This window comes from Enterococcus sp. C65 (assembly GCF_040887165.1).
Taxonomy (GTDB): domain Bacteria; phylum Bacillota; class Bacilli; order Lactobacillales; family Enterococcaceae; genus Enterococcus_B; species Enterococcus_B hirae.
Genome location: NZ_JBFOFG010000009.1, coordinates 1 through 22,431, shown reverse-complemented (window position 1 = coordinate 22,431; position 22,431 = coordinate 1). Strand labels below are relative to the sequence as shown.

Annotated in this window: 19 protein-coding genes, 1 other RNA gene and 4 pseudogenes; 7 read left to right on the top strand and 17 right to left on the bottom strand. The window is 34.4% G+C overall.

Features of this window, described 5'->3' with window-relative positions; all coding sequences use genetic code 11:
* Window positions 1-21: 21 nt before the first annotated feature.
* Genes ybaK through AB3I12_RS10630 form a run of 3 tightly spaced genes read right to left on the bottom strand, consistent with a single transcriptional unit; the run spans window position 22 to window position 2,469 of the window.
* On the bottom strand, window positions 22-507 hold the full coding sequence (ybaK, locus tag AB3I12_RS10640) for a Cys-tRNA(Pro) deacylase (protein WP_063627716.1): 486 nt from the start codon (window positions 505-507) through the stop codon (window positions 22-24).
* Between the two features lie 26 nt (window positions 508-533).
* Complete coding sequence (gene aroD / locus AB3I12_RS10635) at window positions 534-1,283, bottom strand: type I 3-dehydroquinate dehydratase (protein WP_063627315.1); 750 nt, start codon at window positions 1,281-1,283, stop codon at window positions 534-536.
* 13 nt (window positions 1,284-1,296) lie between these two features.
* Window positions 1,297-2,469 (bottom strand): class I SAM-dependent rRNA methyltransferase, encoded by a 1,173-nt coding sequence (locus AB3I12_RS10630; RefSeq protein ID WP_063627317.1) that lies wholly within the window; start codon window positions 2,467-2,469, stop codon window positions 1,297-1,299.
* 229 nt (window positions 2,470-2,698) lie between these two features.
* Here AB3I12_RS10630 and AB3I12_RS10625 point away from each other — a divergent pair, with 229 nt between their 5' ends.
* The 3 genes from AB3I12_RS10625 (at window position 2,699) to AB3I12_RS10615 (ending at window position 6,390) form a co-directional block, all read left to right on the top strand.
* Window positions 2,699-4,840, top strand: coding sequence for an LTA synthase family protein (locus AB3I12_RS10625; protein WP_010718413.1), 2,142 nt, complete (start codon window positions 2,699-2,701; stop codon window positions 4,838-4,840).
* A gap of 328 nt (window positions 4,841-5,168) precedes the next feature.
* On the top strand, window positions 5,169-5,897 hold the full coding sequence (locus tag AB3I12_RS10620; RefSeq protein ID WP_010737848.1) for a hypothetical protein: 729 nt from the start codon (window positions 5,169-5,171) through the stop codon (window positions 5,895-5,897).
* A complete protein-coding gene (locus AB3I12_RS10615) occupies window positions 5,884-6,390 on the top strand; it encodes a hypothetical protein (protein WP_063627320.1) in 507 nt (168 codons plus the stop codon). Before AB3I12_RS10620 ends, AB3I12_RS10615 begins: the two co-directional genes overlap by 14 nt.
* 216 nt (window positions 6,391-6,606) lie before the next feature.
* Here AB3I12_RS10615 and AB3I12_RS10610 read toward each other — a convergent pair whose 3' ends face one another.
* From AB3I12_RS10610 to AB3I12_RS10600, 3 genes and pseudogenes are all read right to left on the bottom strand, one after another.
* Complete coding sequence (locus AB3I12_RS10610; RefSeq protein ID WP_063627322.1) at window positions 6,607-8,049, bottom strand: HAMP domain-containing sensor histidine kinase; 1,443 nt, start codon at window positions 8,047-8,049, stop codon at window positions 6,607-6,609.
* Window positions 8,049-8,765, bottom strand: a complete 717-nt coding sequence (locus tag AB3I12_RS10605; RefSeq protein ID WP_010718417.1) for a response regulator transcription factor — start codon at window positions 8,763-8,765, stop codon at window positions 8,049-8,051. The genes AB3I12_RS10610 and AB3I12_RS10605 overlap by 1 nt, the downstream gene beginning before the upstream one ends.
* Window positions 8,740-9,097 (bottom strand): annotated as a pseudogene (locus AB3I12_RS10600) (SdpI family protein). The gene AB3I12_RS10605 and the pseudogene AB3I12_RS10600 overlap by 26 nt, the downstream one beginning before the upstream one ends.
* 143 nt (window positions 9,098-9,240) lie before the next feature.
* Between AB3I12_RS10600 and AB3I12_RS10595 the strand changes: the two are divergent.
* Both AB3I12_RS10595 and ssrA read left to right on the top strand, forming a co-directional pair.
* Window positions 9,241-10,014, top strand: a complete 774-nt coding sequence (locus AB3I12_RS10595) for a Cof-type HAD-IIB family hydrolase (RefSeq protein WP_010737850.1) — start codon at window positions 9,241-9,243, stop codon at window positions 10,012-10,014.
* Window positions 10,015-10,295: 281 nt separating this feature from the next.
* Window positions 10,296-10,663, top strand: a transfer-messenger RNA (tmRNA) gene (gene ssrA, locus AB3I12_RS10590).
* Between the two features lie 259 nt (window positions 10,664-10,922).
* On the opposite strand, the gene AB3I12_RS10585 is transcribed toward ssrA, so the two are convergent.
* Together AB3I12_RS10585 and AB3I12_RS10580 are read right to left on the bottom strand one after the other, a co-directional pair.
* Window positions 10,923-12,272, bottom strand: a complete 1,350-nt coding sequence (locus AB3I12_RS10585; RefSeq protein WP_063627324.1) for a DUF6056 family protein — start codon at window positions 12,270-12,272, stop codon at window positions 10,923-10,925.
* 847 nt (window positions 12,273-13,119) lie between these two features.
* Complete coding sequence (locus AB3I12_RS10580) at window positions 13,120-13,341, bottom strand: hypothetical protein (protein ID WP_053766632.1); 222 nt, start codon at window positions 13,339-13,341, stop codon at window positions 13,120-13,122.
* 615 nt (window positions 13,342-13,956) lie between these two features.
* Between AB3I12_RS10580 and AB3I12_RS10575 the strand changes: the two genes are divergently transcribed.
* Window positions 13,957-14,436, top strand: coding sequence for a hypothetical protein (locus tag AB3I12_RS10575; protein WP_063627326.1), 480 nt, complete (start codon window positions 13,957-13,959; stop codon window positions 14,434-14,436).
* Window positions 14,437-14,793: 357 nt separating this feature from the next.
* On the opposite strand, the gene AB3I12_RS10570 is transcribed toward AB3I12_RS10575, so the two are convergent.
* The 4 genes from AB3I12_RS10570 to AB3I12_RS10555 form a co-directional block, all read right to left on the bottom strand.
* Window positions 14,794-16,713, bottom strand: coding sequence for a MucBP domain-containing protein (locus tag AB3I12_RS10570; RefSeq protein WP_063627328.1), 1,920 nt, complete (start codon window positions 16,711-16,713; stop codon window positions 14,794-14,796).
* Between the two features lie 455 nt (window positions 16,714-17,168).
* Window positions 17,169-17,456: a putative quinol monooxygenase gene (locus tag AB3I12_RS10565; RefSeq protein WP_063627329.1), complete on the bottom strand. Its 288-nt coding sequence runs from the start codon at window positions 17,454-17,456 to the stop codon at window positions 17,169-17,171.
* Between the two features lie 15 nt (window positions 17,457-17,471).
* Window positions 17,472-18,110: a nitroreductase family protein gene (locus AB3I12_RS10560; RefSeq protein WP_010718426.1), complete on the bottom strand. Its 639-nt coding sequence runs from the start codon at window positions 18,108-18,110 to the stop codon at window positions 17,472-17,474.
* Between the two features lie 27 nt (window positions 18,111-18,137).
* Complete coding sequence (locus tag AB3I12_RS10555) at window positions 18,138-18,542, bottom strand: MarR family winged helix-turn-helix transcriptional regulator (RefSeq protein WP_010737892.1); 405 nt, start codon at window positions 18,540-18,542, stop codon at window positions 18,138-18,140.
* Window positions 18,543-18,792: 250 nt separating this feature from the next.
* On the opposite strand from AB3I12_RS10555, the pseudogene AB3I12_RS10550 reads away from it, so the two are divergent.
* Window positions 18,793-19,511 (top strand): annotated as a pseudogene (locus AB3I12_RS10550) (transposase).
* A gap of 185 nt (window positions 19,512-19,696) precedes the next feature.
* Here AB3I12_RS10550 and AB3I12_RS10545 read toward each other — a convergent pair.
* The 5 genes and pseudogenes from AB3I12_RS10545 to AB3I12_RS10525 form a co-directional block, all read right to left on the bottom strand.
* Window positions 19,697-20,032 carry a DUF4176 domain-containing protein gene (locus tag AB3I12_RS10545; protein WP_063627333.1) on the bottom strand — a complete coding sequence of 112 codons (336 nt, stop codon included), beginning with the start codon at window positions 20,030-20,032 and terminating at the stop codon, window positions 19,697-19,699.
* Window positions 20,022-20,888: a hypothetical protein gene (locus AB3I12_RS10540; protein WP_063627334.1), complete on the bottom strand. Its 867-nt coding sequence runs from the start codon at window positions 20,886-20,888 to the stop codon at window positions 20,022-20,024. The genes AB3I12_RS10545 and AB3I12_RS10540 overlap by 11 nt, the downstream gene beginning before the upstream one ends.
* A 5-nt stretch (window positions 20,889-20,893) precedes the next feature.
* Window positions 20,894-21,805, bottom strand: a pseudogene (locus AB3I12_RS10535) (hypothetical protein); the annotation flags it as partial.
* Window positions 21,739-21,954 (bottom strand): hypothetical protein, encoded by a 216-nt coding sequence (locus tag AB3I12_RS10530; RefSeq protein WP_063627336.1) that lies wholly within the window; start codon window positions 21,952-21,954, stop codon window positions 21,739-21,741. The gene AB3I12_RS10530 and the pseudogene AB3I12_RS10535, both read right to left, overlap by 67 nt.
* A gap of 205 nt (window positions 21,955-22,159) precedes the next feature.
* Window positions 22,160-22,303 (bottom strand): annotated as a pseudogene (locus AB3I12_RS10525) (WXG100 family type VII secretion target); the annotation flags it as partial.
* Window positions 22,304-22,431 lie beyond the last annotated feature (128 nt).

Below are 22,431 nucleotides of genomic sequence, written 5' to 3'. Positions count from 1 at the left end.
ACTGATGAATTGCCGACTGCATCACAGTACAAGATCAGCAAAAGTCCCTTTAGTTAAATCACAAATGGCTTGAGGTGCTAGCTCCATTTGGTGTCCTCTTTTTCCTGCTGATACAATGATCGTTTCTTGTGATTGTGCTGTTTGTTCTAAATAAGTAGGAAATAATTTCTTCATCCCAATTGGCGAGCAGCCGCCACGAATATAACCAGTGGTAGCTTCTAAGTCTTTCAGATGTAACATTTCTACTTTTTTGTTTCCAGATACTCTTGCTAATTTTTTTAGATCTAACTCTCGATTACCAGGAATGACCGCTACGATCGTTCCTGTTTTGTTTCCAACCGCTACGAGTGTTTTATAAATGCGGTGTTCACTTTCAGAAAGTTGCTCAGCGACAGAAGATGCACTTAAATGTGCTTCATCCCAAGCATACTCATGTTCAGTATACTTGATTTTCTTTTGCTCCACTAAGCGGATCGCATTTGTTTTCACTTGTTTCTTCTTTCCCAACATTTTCACCTTCAAATTAGATTGTTTCAATTTAATAATTTGATTATTGATTTTAGTTCCTTTACAGTGATTTGTCCAGATGCTGATGCTTTTTCAGAGGTTAACGCACCAAAGGTCATGACCGAACCAGTCAAATTTCCCGATAAGCGCGAAATCATTCCGAGCTGTCCCATTGACATTGTAATCAGAGGCATGGACACAAACGCTCCCGCCCGTCTCGTTAGCTCCATCAAACGTAACACATCTCGTTCGTTATGGGGCATTACCGCTATTTTACCGATATCTGCACCAAGATGTTCCATCATATTCAATTGATACAATAAGACTGGATCAGCTGGGGTCTCTTTAAAATTATGACTGCTGATAATCAACGGGATGTTGCGCTGTTTGATTTCTGCTAACAACTCTTTTTCAAGGCTTTCAATTTTGTCTAATTCTAAATCAACCATATCGACTAAACCAGAGCGGATCATCTGTAGGTACAACTCGTGATATGCTCGGATCGTTATATCTCGTTTGCCACCTTCTGCTATTGTTCTAAAAGTGAAAAGCACCGGTAACCCGTCGAGCATCTCATGGATCAGTACCAACGTTTCTGTGACTTTTTCATATTGAAAGACATCTTCATAATAATCAATTCGCCACTCCACTAAATCAGCACCAGCTTCTTTGGCTAAAATCGCTTCTCGCAAAAGTTCTTCACGAGTGTCTCCGATCATTGGCGCACAAATTTTAGGATGTCCTTTTCCTAAGTTTAGTCCTTTCACTTGCACCATCTGTCCTCCCCCCTTATTTCCTAATTTGATAGATAAATACTTTTAAATAATCCCCTTCTGGAAAGGCTTCAATGGTTTGGAAATCTTGTGGTAATCGAAAACGAGTGATTTCTTCATATTCAACATTGGCTAGCATTAGTTCATTTTCGATCATTTTTTTGAACTGATCGGTACTCACGTTAGCTGCGTTCGTTGAAGCGATAAGCGTTCCCTCGTCCGATAAAATAGCCAAGCTATCTTTAACCAATTCGCCATAATCTTTGGCTACTCGGAACACTTTCTTTTTGTTTCTCGCAAAACTTGGAGGATCAAGCACAATGAGATCATAAGTCAGCTGCTTTCTTTTAGCATATTTAAAATAGGCAAAAACATCCATCACAATGATTTTTTGTGTCTGAAGATCCAAACCGTTGATTTTAAATTGTTCCTGTGTTTTTTTCAAACTTCGCTTTGCTAAGTCAACACTCGTGGTCTCCAAAGCACCACCCATTGCTGCCGCAACTGAAAAAGCCCCAGTATAGCTAAACATATTCAAAACAGACTTTCCTAGACCAAGTCCATCGATCAAAGCTCCTCTGACTTCTTTTTGATCTAAAAAGATGCCTGTCATCAGCCCTTCATTCAAATAAGTGGCGTAAGAGACGCCATTTTCTTTGATGATTAAAGGTTCAGGAGCTGTTTCTCCATAAACATACTGACTTTCAGGAAATTCATTTGTTTCAAAACGGATTTTTTCGTAAGCACCCTTTATCTCAGGATAAACTTGTTGAAACGCTGAGAAGAGCAAATGGCGGTAAGTATAAAGAGTTTCATTATACCAAGAAAATACTGCATAGTGTTCATAATAATCAATGATCAGACCACCGATGCCATCCCCTTCTCCGTTAAATAAACGAAATGCTGTTGTTTGTTCATCTATGAAAAAAGCTTGTCTTTTTGCTTTAGCTTCAGAAAACTTTTTCTCAAAAAATGCCTGGTCAAACGTTTCATTTTGTTGACTCAAAACCCAACCGATTCCTTTGTTTTGTTTACCTAAATAGCCCTTAGCTAAGAAATTATCTTGTTGATCAACCAATTCGATCCACTGCGTGGTTTCATTGTACGACTGGACCAAATCTTCCTTTTGAATCAATGGATAACCGTTCTTTATACGATTTCCTGCTTTTTTCTTAATTTGTACTTTCATTGACTCACCTACTTTACCTTTATCATTAATCAGTATACCAAATATTAAGCAGGCTGTCTTAGTGCTAGCGTTCACAAAAGAATAAGAAATCCTTAATCACCGGTGTAAGCGTTTGGTTTCGATTGACACTGGATTTGCGTACTAGTAAAATAGGATGGAATATGTAGTTTGAGCAATCATAACTTCATAACACTCTGTAAATGAGAAGAGTGGGGAAAGGGAGATTACATTGAGACGAATAAAAACACCCGCCTTTTTGAATAAAAGGCTCGGATTTTTTTCTTTATTAGCTGTTTTACTTTGGCTAAAAACAATTTTTGCCTATTTGTTTGATTTCAATTTAGGCATCGAAAGTGGCATACAATACTTTATACTGTTTATCAATCCGATCGCTACCACGTTGTTGTTAATGGGGATTGCGTTATATGTGAGACGGACGAAAGCATCTTATATTACAATGATGGTCATTTATTTCCTATTGACTTTACTGGTGTTCTCTAACGTAACTTATTATCGTGAGTTTACGGATTTTATTACGATCAATACCATCTTGGGGGCAGGAAAAGTAGCTAGCGGACTTGGCGAAAGTGCTATTCGCTTATTTAGACCATATGACGTCCTTTATTGGATCGACTTTATCATTGTCGCTGCATTATTGATAACCAAAAAAATCAAAATGGATCCACAACCGATTCGTGCACGAATGGCTTTTGCGATCTCGACTTTGTCAGTCATGATTTTTTCTGGAAATTTATTTTTAGCAGAAGCCGATCGCCCAGAGTTATTGACTCGTACTTTTTCTAGAGATTATTTAGTCAAATATTTAGGTATCAATGCGTTTACCGTCTATGATGGTATCCAGACTTACCAAACGAACCAAGTACGAGCAGAAGCAAGTCCTAATGATCTGAAAGAAGTAGAAAGTTATATCAAAGATCACTATGCTGAACCAAATGATGAAACATTTGGTATTGCTAAAGGAAAAAATGTGATTTATATCCATTTAGAAAGTTTCCAACAATTCTTGATCGACTATAAACTAAAAGATGCCAATGGTGTAGAACATGAAGTAACGCCATTTCTGAATAGTTTATATCATAGTAACAGTACATTTAGCTTTGACAATTTCTTCCATCAAGTTAAAGCAGGTAAAACCAGTGATGCTGAAACCTTATTTGAAAATTCACTATTTGGTTTAAATCAAGGATCGTTATTCACTCAATTAGGTGGAAAGAATACCTTCCAAGCTGCTCCTGATATTTTGAGTCAGACACAAGGTTATACGAGTGCTGCCTTCCATGGTAACGCTGGTACATTCTGGAATCGTAATGAGACCTATAAAAAATTAGGTTACAACTATTTCTTTGATGCTTCTTATTATGATGTCAATGACGACAATTCATTCCAATATGGATTGCATGATAAACCGTTCTTCCAACAATCAGTACAATATTTAGAACATTTACAACAACCTTTTTATTCTAAATTTATTGCGGTATCTAATCATTATCCTTATTCTAAGTTCACAAACGAAGAAGCAGGCTTCCCGCTAGCTACGACAAATGATGAAACGATCAACGGATACTTTGCAACAGCGAATTATCTCGATACAGCAGTTGAAGAATTTTTCAACTATTTGAAAGCTAGTGGTCTTTATGATAATTCTGTCATCGTCCTTTATGGTGATCACTACGGAATTTCTAACTCTAGAAATAAATCGTTAGCGGAACTAGTGGGTAAAACAAGTGATACATGGACAAACTTTGACAATGCACAAATGCAACGAGTTCCCTACATGATCCATCTGCCTGGACAAACAAACGGTGGAATCAATCATACCTATGGCGGACAAGTGGATGCATTACCTACTCTACTCCATCTGTTAGGAGTAGATACCAAAAACTACAATCAGCTAGGACAAGATCTCTTTTCTAAGCAACATGATCAACTTGTTACTTTCCGTGATGGTGATTTTATTACTCCTAAATACACTTATTATGGCGGAACGATTTACGATAACAAAACCGGACAAGCCATTACAGAACCGACTCAAGAAGTTCAAAATGAAATTGATGCATTGAAAGAAAAAGCGAATAAACAGTTAGCTGTTTCAGATCAAATCAACAATGGTGACTTACTCCGCTTTTCTACAGATACTGGGTTAGACCCAATTGAAGCAAGTCAATTTGATTACAAAAACGGCATGAAACAGTTGCTTGAAAAAGAAAAAGAACTAGGTGACAAATCAACAAGTGTCTTTAGTCAAAACAATAACCAATCAACAAAAGATCTATATGAAACCAAAACTTACCAACAAATAAATGGGACACAGACGAGTGATTCAGTTCCTTCTTCTGAATCTGATAAATAGCTAGCCTTTCTTTCAAAAGGATTACGTGCCCATAGAAGTAATGATTATAAAAGCTAAGATTGACGAAAACCAATTCTTGTTTTTCGTTAATTCTTAGCTTTTTTCATGCACTTTAATTTGAGTTACTCTGGCGTTTTTCTAGAAAATAGAGCTTAAACTCACGTATTAGAACCATCCATGAACATTGGATTTTATTCACAAAATATAGCGGAACAGTTGATTTATCGTCATTTTCGTTTATTAAAAAATAGGGATTTCCTGATTTTACTATATGAATTTCATACTTTATTCATATTCATTTTCTATAATTTAAAATGAGGTGAAAGTGATGAGAATACTCCGCTATTCAGTTGCAAGAATGCGTTATTATAAAAAACAGACACTCTTTAGTTGCTTATTTACAAGTGTCACTGCTTTTTTATTGATGCTTGTGTGTAACTTATATCATTTACAATCAACACTTTATGCACAAATTGAAGATCGTCTTAGTTTCTTGGACACGACGTCCTTAAAAGTACACTTTCCGTCTTTTCTATCAGTGAAACAATTTTATGTCGAGCTGATCTTGTTATTACTGTTCTTGTTTGTTGGCGCATTTATCTTTTTCTTTCAGCGAACATTAAAACAAGACCAACGTGAATTGATCAACTGGCGTTTAGCTGGTTTATCGAAAACTAGAATTTTTCTTTTGATTATCTGGCAAATGATCTTACCATTACTGATCTGTTGCACACTCTTATTTATCGGGATTGTGCTTTTTCAAAACATTTATCAAGCACTGTTGCAACATCTTAATTTTTGGAGTCTAAGATTATTTGAATTGCCTGACACCCATTCACTTATATCGACTACTCGACCATTAGCCATACCGATGGATCAACAAACTTTTTTTAAAATTGATTTTGTAAACGATGCTTTTTTCTTCGATACGTTTAAGAGTTTCCTACAAACGGTTGGCCTTCTTATCTCCATCAGTCTATGCATTAGTCTCTTACAATTTACGATTTTCTATCAACGTTTAAAAAAAGGTAAGGTGATCTTTCATGAATACATGTAAGCCAATAATGTCTTTAGGAGAATTAGCTGTTATTCTTTGCCCAAAAGCAAAACAAGAAGAACTATTAACAGCGCTAAAAGAACAAGCGATTGTATCGAGTCCCAAACAATTACTTATCGTCCAAAAAGATTGGCCTCTCTTCCCTTATTTAAAAACCAAAGATCAAGTACTACTGAATTTATCTGAAAATAAAAAAGAACGTTTATCTTTTCAAGAAATGCTCAAGATTGATCCAGCACTTCTTAACAGAGAACCTGATCAACTCTCTCTTTTTGATAAAATCAAACTTCAATTGTTGCATGCGTTACTTGCTAAAAAAGACAAACTCATCATTGAAGAAGTGCTGGACGAACTTAAAGTAATTGAAGCACAAGAAATTCTTGATCTATTTGATTATCTAGTCAAAAACAAAAAAATCGCCATTCTTTTACTGACTCATGATGAAACCATTGCTCATAGTCAGTATATCGACCAAATCTATGATGAACGATAAAAAGAGGTCGTGGAAAGAGCAACTTGACCTATGTAATAAGGATGAAATTCACAGCTTCCTATGTTTTGAGAGTTTCACCCTTATTGCCGAAGATCAGTTCTTTGAACACTATTTAGCTCCTCTCTTAATTGTTGAGGAATTGCTTCTTGAACGCCGTTTATTCGTTTTTAGAGATACTAAAAGAGACTGAACCAATTTTTGGATCAGTCTCTTTGTTTATTTTATTTCTACATCTGGTAATTTAACTGTAAATGTTGTTCCTGTCCCCAATTCGCTTTCTACTTCCAGTTTTCCTTTATGAAGCCGAACTAGCTGTTGAACGATTGGAAGTCCTAGACCTGATTCCCCGTATTTTGTATTCTTTCTTGAGGGATCAACTTTATAATAACGATCCCAAATACTCTTCATTTGTTGTTCAGTCATTCCGATACCTGTATCCTTAATTCGGATAATCGTTTCTAGATAACCTTTTTCTAAAGAGATCGTGATCGTTCCATTTTCTGTAAATTGAATCGCATTTTGGATGATATTCACCATGATTTGCACAAATCGGTCATAGTCTGCATACACTTCCACATCATCTTCTGCTTGTAAAACTAAAACATTCCCTGCAACTTCTGCTTTTGTTTCAAGCTGTGCCACAATATTTTTCAATGTTTCTGTACCATTGAATCTTTTAATAACCATACTGATTTGATTGGTTCTGATTTTTTCATAGTCTAGATTTTCGTTAACTAAGCGTATCAGTCGTTCTGTTTCATTTTTCATCAAGTTGATCGCATTTTCTCTTTGGTCTTCAGGAATTGCATTATATTTTAGACCTTCAAGTAACCCGTTGATTGTGGTTAGCGGCGTACGCATTTCATGAGAAGCATCTGCCATAAATTGTCTTCGGCGGTTTTCTTGCTCTTCGATTTCAGCCTGAGATTCTTTTAAAGAATTCGTCATTTTGTTGAAGTCATCCGCTAATTCATCAAATTCATCTTTATCATGAACTGGCAATTGGACATCAAAATTTCCATTCGTGACTTCTTTCGTTGCATTACGTAAACGATTGATCCTTTTAACCTGAAAAGCAGCAAACGCATAACTCGCTAGTATAGCAACAATACTTGAAAAAATAAAACCTTTAAACAGATTCAATGTGACCGATCGAACACTATTATCGATATTTTTAGCCGGTTGACTAACAACCAAGCCACCATAAAATTCATGATTTAAATTAAAAGGTACTAAGGCATAAGACGTCGCTTGATTTTGTCCTAGTATATTTTTGTTGGAGGTAAATTTTACTTGTCTTCCATGACGCAGATTATCCCATTGTTCCGCTTTAATCGTAAAGTTCAATACCACATTATCAGTAGGATAAATGACCCGTTCGTTCTTATCGATAAAAATAAAATTGACATTTTGTTCTGATAAGACTTGTTCCGTTAATAATAATGCATTTTGAAACGCTTGATCTTGGCTTAATTGAGGAAACGTGTCTGTGTATGTCTGTGTTGTCTTCTCGACAGATTCTGCATAGCCAAAAAGTTGTTGGTAATTATTTTCTTCAATGGTTTGCTTAGTCAGTTGCGTAAAAGAAACACCTACGATCAAAATGATCATCGCGATCATTCCGCAAAAGGCTAATAACTGCTGGTAAAGATAGCGCATTAGGCCACACCAGAATCATCAAATTTATAACCTACGCCCCAAACCGTTTGAATGACTTGTGGTCCAACCTTTTCGATTTTTTGTCGAAGCTTTTTGATATGCGCATCAACCGTTCGTTCATCACCAAAGTATTGATAATCCCACACTAATTCCAGTAATTGTTCCCGAGAAAATACTTGGCGTGGTTTTTTAGCTAGTGTAAATAATAGATCAAACTCTTTCGGTGTCAAACCTTCGATTGGTGCTTTATTTAAATAAGCTTCACGTGTTTTTGTATTCATCTTAAAGTGATCTGTTTCGATATCGAAGTGATCGTCCGAGTTATTTGTTTCTTCTTTTACCTCTACCAATTCACTACGACGGTGTAAAGCTTTCATTCGGGCAATCAAAGTTAGTGGGCTAAAAGGTTTGGTCACGTAGTCATCTGCGCCCATCTCTAATCCAATAACCTGGTCACTTTCAGAATCACGAGCTGTTAACATAATGATCGGAACTGTACTAGAGACTTTCCGAATTTCTCTTCCAACAAGCATACCATCCATCGTTGGCAAGTTCAGGTCTAAAGTGATCATGTCCCAGTAATTCGGTCTTTCTAAAAAAGCATCTAGACCTTCTTTTCCGTCATATTTAAAAGTTGCTTCCCATCCTTCATTCAAAAAAAACATCTGCATCATTTCAGATACGGATTGATTATCTTCTATCATTAAAATATTCATTTTTTATTTCCTCCAATACTATCATCGAGTTCTTGTAATTTTTTTTCAGTTAAGATAAAAATCGGCATAATTGGAAAAACTAAAACCAACATCTCGATTATAAAATAGTTTGTCTGTCCAGTTAATTTTAGTAAATAGCCGATCAAGGCCATCAATAAACCGAAAATAAAAAAATATTTTCCACTTGTTTTTTGTGCTAACCGCCAGTGAACATCGGATTTTGTGGCTCGCGATGAGTGGTAACCATAAAAAGGCAGATTCCCTTTAGAAGGGATAAAAAGAAACAAGCAACCTAGGATAGTCAAAAATACTCCGACAACTAAAAAAATCATATGATCCCTCCTAAATCTCTCTTTCTAGTATACTCTAAAAATTAACTTGAACCAATATATTCGGTAATTCTTCACGAAAGGTTTGTCTTTTGTTCATTCTTTGTTAAGATAGGGGTAATCGAATAAAAAAGGGGTTTTTTTTTGTGTCAAATTATCGTGCAATTACTTTTTTTGATCTTGATGGAACACTGTTAGATGCTCAATCAAAAATCACACCAGAAGTGGCCGAAGCAATGCAAGCACTACAGGCAAATAACGTCCTGCCAGTCATAGCAACTGGACGAACTGAAGCTGAAATCAAACATATCATGTCAGATGCTGGTATTTCCTCTGCTGTTACGATGAATGGTTCTTACATCAGCGTGGATGGTCAAGAAGTTCATTCTGAAATAATCGCAACTGAAGACTGTCAAAAGATGCTCGAACATGTCCAAATACAAGGGCACCAGCTCTCATTTTATAACCATCAACATATTTGGTGTACTGCACACACACAAACGATGATTGATGCCTATAACTTTATCCATTCAAATGTACCAGAAATCAATCCGCAAGCTTATTTGGATCATCCAATCAATATGTTACTTATCCTCTCTCAATCTGGGGATGAATATTATCATGAACAATTTCCTGATCTGACTTTTTATCGAAATGGTCCTTACTCGATTGACACGGTCAAAAAAGGAATCTCGAAAGGTGCAGGAGTGAAACGTTTAAAACAAGAATTAAACCTTGTTGATGTGCCTACATTTGGATTTGGTGATGGACCAAATGACTTTGCACTGTTAGAAGCATGCGACAACAAGATCGCGATGGGCAATGCTTATAATGATCTCAAAGAACTATCCACTTTTATTACAAAGAAAAACACTGAGGGCGGAATCGTTCATGCGCTCAAACATTTTGACTTGATTTGATTTTTAATCGAAAAACGATGAAATTCTGCTGATAAGGATGCTAGCTAGTAGAAAGGTGATTCATCTAGCCAATATCAGGTGAATGTTGAAAGCTTTTTAACTAGATACGATGTATATTTCCGAGTAACTGAGAGATGATTTTTTACAGTATTAGCTATTGAGAATCATCTCTTGATACTTCGGACGATTTGCTTTTTCCGTGATCGTTTCTCATTGAAAAAATTCAATTTTGTGCTATAATATAAATTGTATGAAAAATACACGTAACCCTTGTTTATAACGGGGACGTTACGGATTCGACAGGCACAGTTTGAGCTTGAATTGCGTTTCGTAGGTTACGTCTACGTTAAAACGTTACAGTTAAATATAACTGCTAAAAACGAAAACAACTCTTACGCTTTAGCTGCCTAAAAACAGTTAGCGTAGATCCTCTCGGCATCGCCCATGTGCTCGAGTAAGGGTCTCAAATTTAGTGGGATACGTGACAACTTTCCGTCTGTAAGTTGTTAAAGAGATCATCAGACTAGCGATACAGAATGCCTGTCACTCGGCAAGCTGTAAAGCGAAACCACAAATGAGTTGACTATGAACGTAGATTTTTAAGTGGCGATGTGTTTGGACGCGGGTTCGACTCCCGCCGTCTCCATTGTGAGATTTCGGTAGATTTCACTAAATGCTTAAATCCTTATTTTAAAAGGATTTAGGCATTTTTTATTTTCGGTAGTTTTCGTTAAATGAAATTTATTCAAGCTCATTTTCAAGTCCGAAAGATTCATCTCTCACGCTGATTTTTCATTGGGTCCCACTCAACTATTTTTTGATTCATACTAAAATTATATGGAAACAAAAAGACACGACCTAAATCGTGTCCGAACATTCATATATGAAATGAAAAATATTTGAATCCACTATTCTGTTTTTTCTTCTAGTCGAATACTGTTTACTCCCCAATATGCAGCAACGCTTCTATTTCTTTCGTTATTCTTATCCATAGTAATATCACCATCATTGTGAACTGGATAAATTGTTTGTGTCTTATAATTTAATGGTGGAACAACTATATCCATTTCGCCACTCTTCATTTGCTTTTTAATGGATTCAGTTTGGCGATTATAACTTACATAATTTTTATAGATGTCTGCAGTTCCATTGAAAAACAATAATAAAAAACTAACTAGTAAATAACTGAAAATCATAGAAAAAACAACTTTATTGCTTCTATCGAAATTTGTTAATAATTCAAAAAGACTAATTACTATAGATATGAAAAGAAAAATAACTCCTCCGAAATAAGATCTAGACCAAGATAACGCAGTTGGAGAAATTGCAAGCACGCCTATTGTCAATAGACCTCCCACGAAAAATAACGAACTTAGAATATTACTAAGTGTAAAACTACTATTTAAGTATGATAAAACAAGCAAAGCTAATCCTATCGTTAGAGGGAACATGGCATTATCCTGTAACGCATGACTGATTGCAGGGATTGCATCAAGAATTTTCCAAGCAGTTGAAAGCGTACTTCTATGAAAATAAGTCGCTCTGATATCGTTCCCAGGTGCCATAACCATAAAAAGAAAACCTACAATATTTCCAACAATACCTGCGATCATCCATTTTTCAATTTTTTTCTTCTTATAAAAATAGGAAAGAACAGTATATGCTATAACAATGAACAACGTTCCTCCGGAGGTATTTTCGTTACACCAACCAGCTACTATACCTAAAAGAAGCATGCCTATTGTTTTAAAAAGACTATTATTTTGTTCTTCAGATTCTGCTATATATCGATGATAAACCAGAATAAAAGATAACATAATCACCATTGCAGTGAGATAATTTACAGAACCAGCCAACCATAAGTAAACATTATTGAAAGCTGGGGTAAATGTCCACATTAATGCAAAGATGATAAACGCTTTTAGATAAACATTCTTAGTAGTTCGCTCTTTTACTATGGAAGAAAACATAATAATTTGATAAACCAATAGGGAAAACATGCAAGAATTATACACATTAAAATATATTTTTGGAAGTTTAGTAAAAAAACGAAAAATAATATGGACTACCGATCTCCCAGTCCAAGTCATATATTGTTGATACTCATCAAACAAAATTGTTTTTATGCTTGAGGTCTTTACAAAATAGTAATAATCGTCGTGTACCAAAGGAGACATACTATTTAAAAGAAGCATAAAACCAAAAATACAAAATAAAACAATAAATAAATGTCTGTTGCTCTTAATTTTTTTAATCATACCACCCAATTAACTCCTCTTTATCTCGAAATATAACTTAGTATAACACAGATTTAATAGTGGTTGTGCCAAATTAAGAGATACAGAATTAATATCCTAACCAATCATTTATCCTACTGCTCAAATCAAGTAGCGCTATCCTTCAAATGACTTTCAACAGCTAAATGTTCTGTTTCCCCGACTCTCTTCTCATTTTTACTACAGTGCATTTGATTGTCTCTACGTCGCTCATAACATTTATTGATTTGTCGATAATACCTTGATGCTTCTCCTGTACATTGTTCTGACTCATTACAAATCATCAGTCCGATGAACAGAACTACAAAATGATTTGTTTAGAATTTGCAAATACAACATCCAATATATTTTCATTGCATACAATCCTTCATCGTTTTAAATAACACAATTCCTTAAATGGATATAGTAAAAACTATATCTGCTACAAAAATTTTACTAGTCGTTTGATAAAGTAATAAACGACATGCTGCGAATGTAAATGCACTATCTCTTGTACCCTCTCAATAAAAAAACTTACTTCATCGATTAATGATTTAGCAAGTTTTTTTATTGTTCTAGAAAGTTGACCAGAATTCGAACTGTTGATAAAAGTTGACTCTATACTTTTGATGTTAGTAAGATTCACCGCTATCAAAACATATACACAACAATTTTTTATTCAATTACTTGAAAAATCTAGTCCTATTTTTTCCATAGCACAGAAAAAGATTACGTTACTGCTAGTCGTATAAAGATTGCTCTGGTGATTCACCTACACTTTTGAGAAATAGCTACTAATAGTATATCGTTGGTAATGCTAAAAATTTCACTGCATTTTATGATTATCTCATCAATCGTCAATTTCAAAAATATCATCATCTAATTGATTGAAAGACGTTTTGCTTCCCAAATCCAGTTCGTCTAGTACATCTTTAGCCACGTTGAAGAAACAATAAGTTCCCAAAAAAAGTAGCAGAAAAAATGGAACAGTGACTTTGCGACTTTTAATTACGCCATACATCAAGAGTAAGAATGCGGAAATAAAAAAGATAAACATAAATATTAGAAACATACATACCCCTCCTCATTTAATAATTGATTATAAAAGATAGGAACTGGCCTACTACCAAAGAAAATCAGCGATATTAAAAATCAACTCCTCAATGCTAACCCACGACTTTCTAACTAAAAGATATTTTGAAACTTGTTTACGTCATTTCAGCGCTCACTACATCATTTAATACCTTTTTATTTTCCAATAGTTTAACCAAAAATATACAAATTTTTTTCCTTTTTTTATAATTATTTCTTTGAATGAATCATTTTTTTGTTTTCAGAAATTGAAATACGCTTTACATTATCTTCTCAAGTTTGGTTTGGATTGGTCACTGAGCAAGATCAATTCTCTTTCTTCAATTTCTGATTGTCATGAAATCAGATAAGCTTTAAACTTAACTTAGAGATATTCACAACGAGAAACATGTTTCATCATTGAATGGTTGCGTTATTTCTGATAAGAGAAGAATAATTTGATCCTGAACGAAAGGAGCCCACGTTTTCAATTTTTATAAATTATCTAAAAAGCGGGAGATTATTTATCTAATTTAAGCACTCGCAACTCTTTATTTGCTTAGAGGGCAAGTCTTCTTCTCTTGAACACTAAAGAAAATAGAAAGGAGGAAAGCAAGTGAAAAAAAAGAGCGTTCGTTTATTGGTTTTATTCACATTGTTGTTACTTAGCGCATGTGGGTGTCAAAGGAAAAAAGACGAGCAAGCAAATCGTTTAGTTAAGGATCTAAAAGCAAATGTGTGGGTAATTGAAGGGACGGACTCTACTGATGATCCCAAAATGACCCTTACCTTTTCTAACCGTAAAGCTAGTTTTAACTTAGATTTTTCAAGTATCGATTACTCTGTAGACGATGAATCCAATAGTGTACATATGAAGAAATTTATCAAACAATTCAGTAAGCATATAAAAGAAGAGTTTCGTTATACGATTAAAGGAGATATAATGACTTGGAAGGAACTTTGGTCTACAAGTGACATCATGTCTTACAAAGTCAGTAAGAAGAATGAAACGATTATTCTCACTCCTTTAAGCGAGGAAGAAACTACGGAGACAAAAAATCTCGTGCTTATCCCTTACAAAAAAAATACCAAGTAATGAAAGATAAAATTTTATTATCTAGTCTCATTATAAAATTGAATGATTCTGAACATTTTCCTATACTAACGATTGAATCTAAGCATTCCCTGCTGACTGATACATATAAATCGCATAATTTGAACAATAAGCAACCTTGAACTAGTTAGATTTTGGTTATTTCTCAGTCATTATGACAAAGTTTACTCACATAGATCAATAAAGAATTAACAGTTTTATCCGATCCCGAAAAAATAAGTATCCTGTCCGCTATCACTGCCAGTAAATAGGAAGCGAGAACAAAAACACAGGCCCCCGGAAGTATCTAGATACTTCTGGAGGTCTGTGTTTTTTTAGTTATTTTTCATTGAATGATTTTTAATCTTGTTTTATTCTATTTTTTCTCTTTAATATGTAACTGATCCCCATTACCGTTACTAAAAGTGCCATTCCTAAACTGCGCAATAAGCGATTTTGTTGCTCTCCTGTTTTTGGTAAAGTAGCTTTTCCAGATACGGTGGTTTTGGTCGTACCTGTAGAATTATTTTTTGTGGTGCTACCATTTTTTGAAGTTGACGTTTGATTTGATTCTTTCTTTTCGGTACTTTCTTTATTTTTATTCGTTTCAGTTGTGGTATCCACTTTACTTTGATCTTGTTTGTTGTCGTCATTCTCAGTTGGTTTATTTGTTTGATCCGTCTTTTCTTGGCGTGTAATTTCTGAGATGACTGATTTTTCTCCGGCTTCATTTTCTGTATAGTATTGAACTGTTTCCCCATTTGCTACAGCTTTAGATAAATAAATCGTCGTCGGTTCTTCTACTTTTACATCTACTAAACGAGAAGAATTGACCTTTTCTTGTTTGGCTTTTCCGATGATTTCCCCGTTCAAAACAACATACATCGTTGTTCCTCCTGGAATAACCGCCGTCATTTGTTTTCCTTCTGTACCATAAATGAAAGCAACGTTTTCTGCTAACGCTACTGTTGTTTTGATTTTCTTATAGATAAACGTGATCGTGTTTGTTCCCTTTTCAATCATGACTTCTTGTATCGCTAACTTCGGATTAACTAGTTCATATCCTTTGATTAGCAACGCTTCTTCTTTGTGAATCTTCCCAATCTCTAAATCAGTTATTACTTTTTTCTCCGCAATTGATTGACCTTGCTCATCGATATATTTGACAGTCAGATCGGCTTTTTCATTTTCTGACGGTGATGTTTCTTTGGCTTTATATATAAATGTAATGGTGTTGCCATCACTTTGTACTTCTATCGTTTGGACTTTGGCACTCAGCAATTCGTATCCTTCGATAAGTAACGCTTCTTCCGTATATGTAGAGCCAACCTCTAAGTCTTGGATTATTTTATCATTAGCAATCGATTGACCATGCTCATCAATATATTTCACAGTCAAATCGGCTTTTTCATTTTCTGGCGGCGTTGTTTCCTTAGTTTCATATATAAATGTAATGATATTGCCTTCGCTTTGTATTTCTATCGTTTGGACTTTGGTACTCAGCAATTCGTATCCTTCGATAAGTAACGCTTCTTCTGTATGTGTAGAGCCGACTTCCAGGTCACTTATTATTTTATCTTCAGCAATCGATTCCCCCTTCTCATTAATATACTTAACAGTTACAGCTGCTTTTTCTTTAGTCACTGGATTTTCATCATAACGGAAAGTAATGATATTGCTATTTGGATCCTCGGAAACATTGATTGTATAAGTTTCAGGCCCTACGATCGTGTAGCCATCAATCACCAGTGCATTTCCTATGTATTCTGTTCCAATCTCTAAATCATTAATTACCGTAGGTTCGGCAATCGGTTGACCAGTTTCATTATGTAAATACTGCACAGTGACTGATGAGAAGCTTTCTTCAGGACTATCTTCAATTTTTTTATAATAAAAATTGTGATACATCTCTGGCGTTTCCATATAAATAGTCACTCTATCTGGAGAGATCAATTCATACCCTTCTACAATTTCAGCGAATAAGGATACATCATTTCCGACAAAACTGACTTCCTCTGAAAACCAAAGTACTTTTTGTGTATCTACATCTATCCCATTGACATATACCCGTCCTACTTCCGGTTCAGGCATGGATAGGTCCAATGTTCCTGAATCATGTGATGGTTGTTGCATCTCATCAATCATTTCGATTTCGCTTATGACATTGGTTGCTGCTAATACATTCGGTGCTAACAAACCCACTACAGTAGTCATCAACAATGCTGAGTTCATAATTGTTTTCATTTTTTTTATTTTTTTATTTTGCTTTCTTTTCGTCATTTAATTTATCTGCTCCCCCAGTTATATTTGAAATTTGGCTAACCTAGCTTTTTCTTACTTTATTCTAAGGTTGGTTACTTTTATTTATGTACTTGAATCCGATTATCCGCCTCCTTAAAAAACGTTATTTAAAATAAACAGTAGTAGTTTAACCTACATATTAATGTTACCTGTAACATATAAGATTCGCAAGATTATTTTATTATTAAACCAAGGTTTTCTGTGTGTTAAAATAAAAAAATATCTAGTTAAGAAATTAAAATTATGATTTTTACATTCTTAAAAAAATTCACAAACGTTATTTAAAATCCGATTCTGTTTATTTAGTAAAAATGATTGATTAACAAAAAAAGCCCGTCACGGTAAATGATTAATCATTTTACCATGACGAACTGGAAATTATTTAGTTACATTTTATAAAATAGATTTAACACATAACTTCTTTAATCAAAAAATTAGTTTACTGTTTGAGAAACATTTATTTCTGTCTTCTTACTACTATACTGACTCATATTTTTAAATAATTGTTGAAGTAACGGACTTTGATTGTGTCCTTCAATCGCTGCTTGATCACGCCAATTTTCAACCATGACAAATTCATTTTCAATATCGATTGATTCGTACAATTGATAGCTTAAGCACCCGTCTTCTTTTCTTGTACTTGCAACAAGTTCACTGACTTCCGCAAGAAATTCATTTCTTTTTTCTGGTTTGATTGAAAATTTTGCATTGATAACGATCATTTTTCCACACTCGCTTTATTTAAAAGTTGTAATTTTTTCTGGAGCCAATCGAACAGATTCATACCCTTCTTCTACTGCTTTCCCAACAGATAAGATCATCACTGGAACATAACGTTCTTTGTCGAGATCAAAAGCTTCAGCCAATTGGTCTGCTTCGAATCCCCCGATTGGATTTGTTTCATAGCCGTGACTACGAGCAACTAGCATGAATTGCATTGCAGCTAAACTAGCATCAATTTTCACAACGTCATTCATTTGTTCACGTGTAAAGTTTTGGTAATAAGGAAGGATTGCAGCAAGTTGTTGGTCTCGAACTTCTGCCGGCATCTTACCTTCTGCTACTGCTTGATCATAGATTTCTTCCCCATATTCGTAGCAGTTCATATCTCCAAAGATCATGACCATAGCTGATGAAGTATCATTTTGTCTCGTATTAAAACGGATCAATGGTTTCAATTTTGCTTTTGCTTCTTCACTTTCTGCCACCACAAAACGCCATGGTTGCATATTAACTGAAGATGGTGCTGTTGTTGTTTCTTGTATCATTTCTAACATTTCTTCATGAGAAATCTTAACCGTTTCATCATATACACGAACGGATTTTCTTCCAAATACAACACTTGAAAAATCATTGTTTACTAATTCTTTGCTCATTTCTCTCTCTTCTTTCTCCTAATGTAGTTAATAAAGTTTATTCAATAATTTTGTTAGTTCGGTGATTTCTTCATCAGTCAACGAAATGCACAAAGAGTCAGCGGACTGTTGATGATTATTTTCACACTTAGCCAGTTCTCGTTTGGCTGTATCCGTCAGTAGAACAAATACTTCACGATTATTCGCTGGATTGCGTTTTCGTGAAACATAGCCTTTTTCTTCCAATATCTTCAAATGTCTAGAGATAGCTGCATTGTCTATTTTTAGATCCGTTTGAATTTGATTTTGTAAGCATTTGCCTTTTTCCCATAAAAACATCAGCATTTCATATCTCGTCAAACTGAATCCAGTTTCTTTCTCGAACAAAGCTGATCCTTCTTGACTGATAATTTTGATTTTATAGAGTAACTGACTGAGTTTTCTTAAATCCATCTCCATCCTCCTTCCGTTGACTTGTCAATTATTGACTTATCAATAATATAAATGTTTTAGTGAGACTTGTAAAGCATAAAAGTTTGAATAACAAAAAAAAGAGAAAGCTATTCCTCTTTCTCTTTTGGCTCTATACTTTTTGATGTTGGTGAAATTCACCAACGTCTTTTTTATGATGTAAAAATATAGAAAAGACACCCTGAAATCCTTTAGAATTAATTTGACGAACCAATTCATAGGAGGATTCAAGATGTCTTATACTCAGCTTATCAAAGATACCCTAAATATTCTAGACCTAACTATCTATATCGAGGAAAATTGTTTAACCAAAGAAAGATATAAAGGGCAAATTTGCTTGATTTACAAAGGTACTCTTCAATACACGCCCGAAGAGTATCCACATTGTCTCAAACCGACGATTGCCTTATTTAGAACGCTATTTTTCTCGATTGTCCTTAGCGACTCGAAAAGCTGTTGAATTCATTGTTATTGATAGGTATGTGCCTTATGTTTCATTGGTTAAAAAGCTTTTCCCAAATGCTCAGTAAAAAAGAAGAAGCAAAGTTGAACGATGAAAAACGGGTTTGGCGTGCCAGTTTCAAAGATTACTTAACTGAAAGTGAGATTGTCGACCGATTGTTAGCTACTTGTCCCAACTTGCGACAAGGCTATCAGTTATATCAAGATGTTCTTTATGCAGTAAAGAAAAGAGATCATTTACTATTTGAGGACTGTTTATCCAGAGAAGTCAGCCAGCTACCTGAAACTTATGCGACAACTTTGCGAACATTTAAAAAGTTTCTGCCACAGATCCGAAATGCCCTCCGCTACAGTTATTCAAACGGACCACTAGAATGTTTAAACAACCCTATTAAAGTATTAAAACGCAATGCTTATGGGTTTCGAAATTTTTATCATTTCAAACGACGGATCATGATTCGACACGGTAAAACTATTTTAACCAAATAAAAAGAACAGAAAGAAGTTTTTCTTCTTTCTGCCCAAATTATTCTAAGATTTCTCTTTACCAACATCATTTGACAAAGAGCTATTTTAAGCCACTCATAAGTCCATATTGACAAAAAGCCATTTTTTCTGACTATTGTCCCACTCTCATTTAGAAAATTTGTTGATATACTTTCGCTTATAAATAGCTAAAAACCGAATGTTTCCGTTGATTGTTGCTCTTTTTTTGAAGAATTCTCTAAGTTCTTTTTCCATTCTTCATAGACTTCTAAAAAGCGTAACTCTTCTTCATCTGAATATCCTCTGAAAACTACTTGATCGATGTTTTCATGATTAAAGAAAATGGTTGTTTCTGGATTCAATCCCGTTGGATATAATACAGCCATATAATCTGCAAACGTATCTTTACTAGTCTCTTGATCTGTATAAATGGTTCCACGTCCTACAATCATCAATTTTTGCAACCCCTCTTTCAGTAAGACAATGCTACCGATGAGTAATAATTCTTCTGTTTTATTGCTCATCTTTTTTCTCCTTCTCTGTTCCCTTGATATGTTTGTTGTAGTACCTTTCTCCATACCACTCTAATTGTGTTTTATCTTCCCATTCACGATATTCCTCTGAATATTTATATTTATAATACCCATGTAAAAGATATGGAAAGAATAAATAGGCTTCTGCCACAATAAATCCTATATCTGTAACTACCCACATACTTACTAAACCTATAAATCCAACAACGTCTGTTCGTACCTCATTACTGCTTGGGAAAATTAATTTCCATACCATAACTATAACTACAACTATCCATCCATATCTCATCACCAGTTTTAGTACTTTTTCTACCAATTTATCTATTTTGTCTTTCTTAGTCTTTGTTTCGTATAAGACATTTTCTAATGATCGTTTTTTAGTTCTAAATACTACATAACCTATCATTACTAATATACTCAGTAACAAGCTCATGCCTATTATCGTCAATGGTTTTAAGAAGAATGTTATAAAGAATAAATTTAAACTTATTATCATTATTAGTAATAAGTTATTTGAATTTAAAAGAAAAACAACTTGCTTATTCTCTCTATAAACAAATTTTCTAACATAAAAAATACATAATAACCATAAGAAAAAAAATATATATATTGTCCACGAAGGAAATAAATTTATCTTTGCCACCCCAACAGGACTATTGAAATCTTGGTGATAATATAATCTAGAAATTAAATAACAAAAAACAAATATTAATACTGAAAAAAAAGTATTTATCCATGGTTTATTTCGAAGTAATTTAGGGTCGCCTTTATTTATCATATACACAACTAGCTGATCATCTAATAGATCCAAACTTTGTTCAAATGTTGCACTGAATAGCTTTTTCATATAATTCACCAACTACAGCTGATCTTCGGTACTTGTACTGAAGATAGCGACTTTCCAATTATTTTACCTATCTGTTGAACAGACTCATACACACCTTTAACCGTACCAACACTCTGTTCAACAGCTTTACCTACTTTTTTAGATGTATCTTTTAATACCTCTGATGTTTTATCATCTAATTTATATGCACCATCTTTAATATGGTCATACAAATCAGGATTAGCAAATTGAATTCCTTTATTTATTAAACCAAAAACTAATCCAGCTCCTACACCAACCGGACCAAATCCAGATAACAAGGTCATCCCTTCAAATGGCCCAATACTTTTTATCGTATCTATCACTCCACCAATAGCACCTTTTCCAATACTACCAGTTTTCCCATATTCATTGACTCCACTAGATACAAACGTCACGCCTAATTGGGCATACGTCGCTACTTGTGCAGCTGTTCCTAACCCTTTGACCACTCCCCAATTCTTAGCACCTTGTATAAATTGAGAATTTTTCAAACTTTCACTGACATAAGTTTTTATCGGATTCGTCATTTTGTTGAACCACTGATAGCCTCTACCAATAGTGTCTATTTTAGGAATCCATTTCCCTTGAGCTACAGCTTGCCCAAATGATTCATACTTGGCTAAGCCATTGATTAATTTTGTTTGTGCTTTTGAAGGCAACTTATCTGCAAGCATCCAAAATTCGTCATTTTTCATTAATTTATCTACAAGTGCTTTTGGATATAGTGCCAACAGTTGATCTAGTCGTTTCATATTGTCTGTTTTTCCACTTGTTAAAGGATCCATTAATACTTTTACTTGTTGATATAGTTCCAAAAAAACATTACTACTCATTCCAATTTGTTCTTTGGCATTTGGTTTGATTTTACTGAACCAACTTTTATCAACTCCTTTTGGCGTGGCGCAACTTTATAGCGAGAAAAAATTTCTCCCTTGTCATTTTTTGAAATTGCTCGAGCAACGATAAAATAATATAATGAGTCGTTTTCTGTTTCTTTTAATTTTAATACACTTCCCAATGGTAAAAATGGTGTTGTCAATTCCATACTCATTTAGTCACCTCTGTTGGCACTACAAATTTATCCAATGTTTCCTCTTTCAAACTATGCAAACCATTTTTAGGTACAGAAACAGACTTGCCACTTCTAAAAAATAAATGGAGTGATATTCACAATTTTCACTTTCATCCAACTTTTCTCCTAAAAAAGATCGTTAGCACAATTCCTGCACTAACGATCTCTTATTTACTAATTAGAATCCGAAAGAGCCCGCATCTTGACGGTCACGTTCTGCTACAGTCTCTGCATATTTGTTCAACTGTTGGTTAATACTTTCCAATAATTGTTCCAGCTGTTTGACATTACCTTCTAATTGATTATATTGTTCTAGATAAGCTTAACTTTACTATAAATAACGAATGTATTTGATTCAGTTTTCGTGTTTTATTCTAATCTTTTTTGAGTTTTCAAAAAAATGAGCATAAAACAGTTCTAGCCTTACATGAATTTATTTTTCCTTAGTTT

Excerpts from the sequence above, each read along its gene's own strand:
- aroD (WP_063627315.1), bottom strand. The coding sequence starts at position 1,283 with ATGGTGCAAGTGAAAGGACTAAACTTAGGAAAAGGACATCCTAAAATT.
- AB3I12_RS10630 (WP_063627317.1), bottom strand. The coding sequence starts at position 2,469 with ATGAAAGTACAAATTAAGAAAAAAGCAGGAAATCGTATAAAGAACGGT.
- AB3I12_RS10620 (WP_010737848.1), top strand. The coding sequence starts at position 5,169 with ATGAGAATACTCCGCTATTCAGTTGCAAGAATGCGTTATTATAAAAAA.
- AB3I12_RS10615 (WP_063627320.1), top strand. The coding sequence starts at position 5,884 with ATGAATACATGTAAGCCAATAATGTCTTTAGGAGAATTAGCTGTTATT.
- AB3I12_RS10610 (WP_063627322.1), bottom strand. The coding sequence starts at position 8,049 with ATGCGCTATCTTTACCAGCAGTTATTAGCCTTTTGCGGAATGATCGCG.
- AB3I12_RS10605 (WP_010718417.1), bottom strand. The coding sequence starts at position 8,765 with ATGAATATTTTAATGATAGAAGATAATCAATCCGTATCTGAAATGATG.
- AB3I12_RS10585 (WP_063627324.1), bottom strand. The coding sequence starts at position 12,272 with ATGATTAAAAAAATTAAGAGCAACAGACATTTATTTATTGTTTTATTT.
- AB3I12_RS10580 (WP_053766632.1), bottom strand. The coding sequence starts at position 13,341 with ATGTTTCTAATATTTATGTTTATCTTTTTTATTTCCGCATTCTTACTC.
- AB3I12_RS10570 (WP_063627328.1), bottom strand. The coding sequence starts at position 16,713 with ATGACGAAAAGAAAGCAAAATAAAAAAATAAAAAAAATGAAAACAATT.
- AB3I12_RS10565 (WP_063627329.1), bottom strand. The coding sequence starts at position 17,456 with ATGATCGTTATCAATGCAAAATTTTCAATCAAACCAGAAAAAAGAAAT.
- AB3I12_RS10560 (WP_010718426.1), bottom strand. The coding sequence starts at position 18,110 with ATGAGCAAAGAATTAGTAAACAATGATTTTTCAAGTGTTGTATTTGGA.
- AB3I12_RS10555 (WP_010737892.1), bottom strand. The coding sequence starts at position 18,542 with ATGGATTTAAGAAAACTCAGTCAGTTACTCTATAAAATCAAAATTATC.
- AB3I12_RS10545 (WP_063627333.1), bottom strand. The coding sequence starts at position 20,032 with ATGAGCAATAAAACAGAAGAATTATTACTCATCGGTAGCATTGTCTTA.
- AB3I12_RS10540 (WP_063627334.1), bottom strand. The coding sequence starts at position 20,888 with ATGAAAAAGCTATTCAGTGCAACATTTGAACAAAGTTTGGATCTATTA.
- AB3I12_RS10530 (WP_063627336.1), bottom strand. The coding sequence starts at position 21,954 with ATGGAATTGACAACACCATTTTTACCATTGGGAAGTGTATTAAAATTA.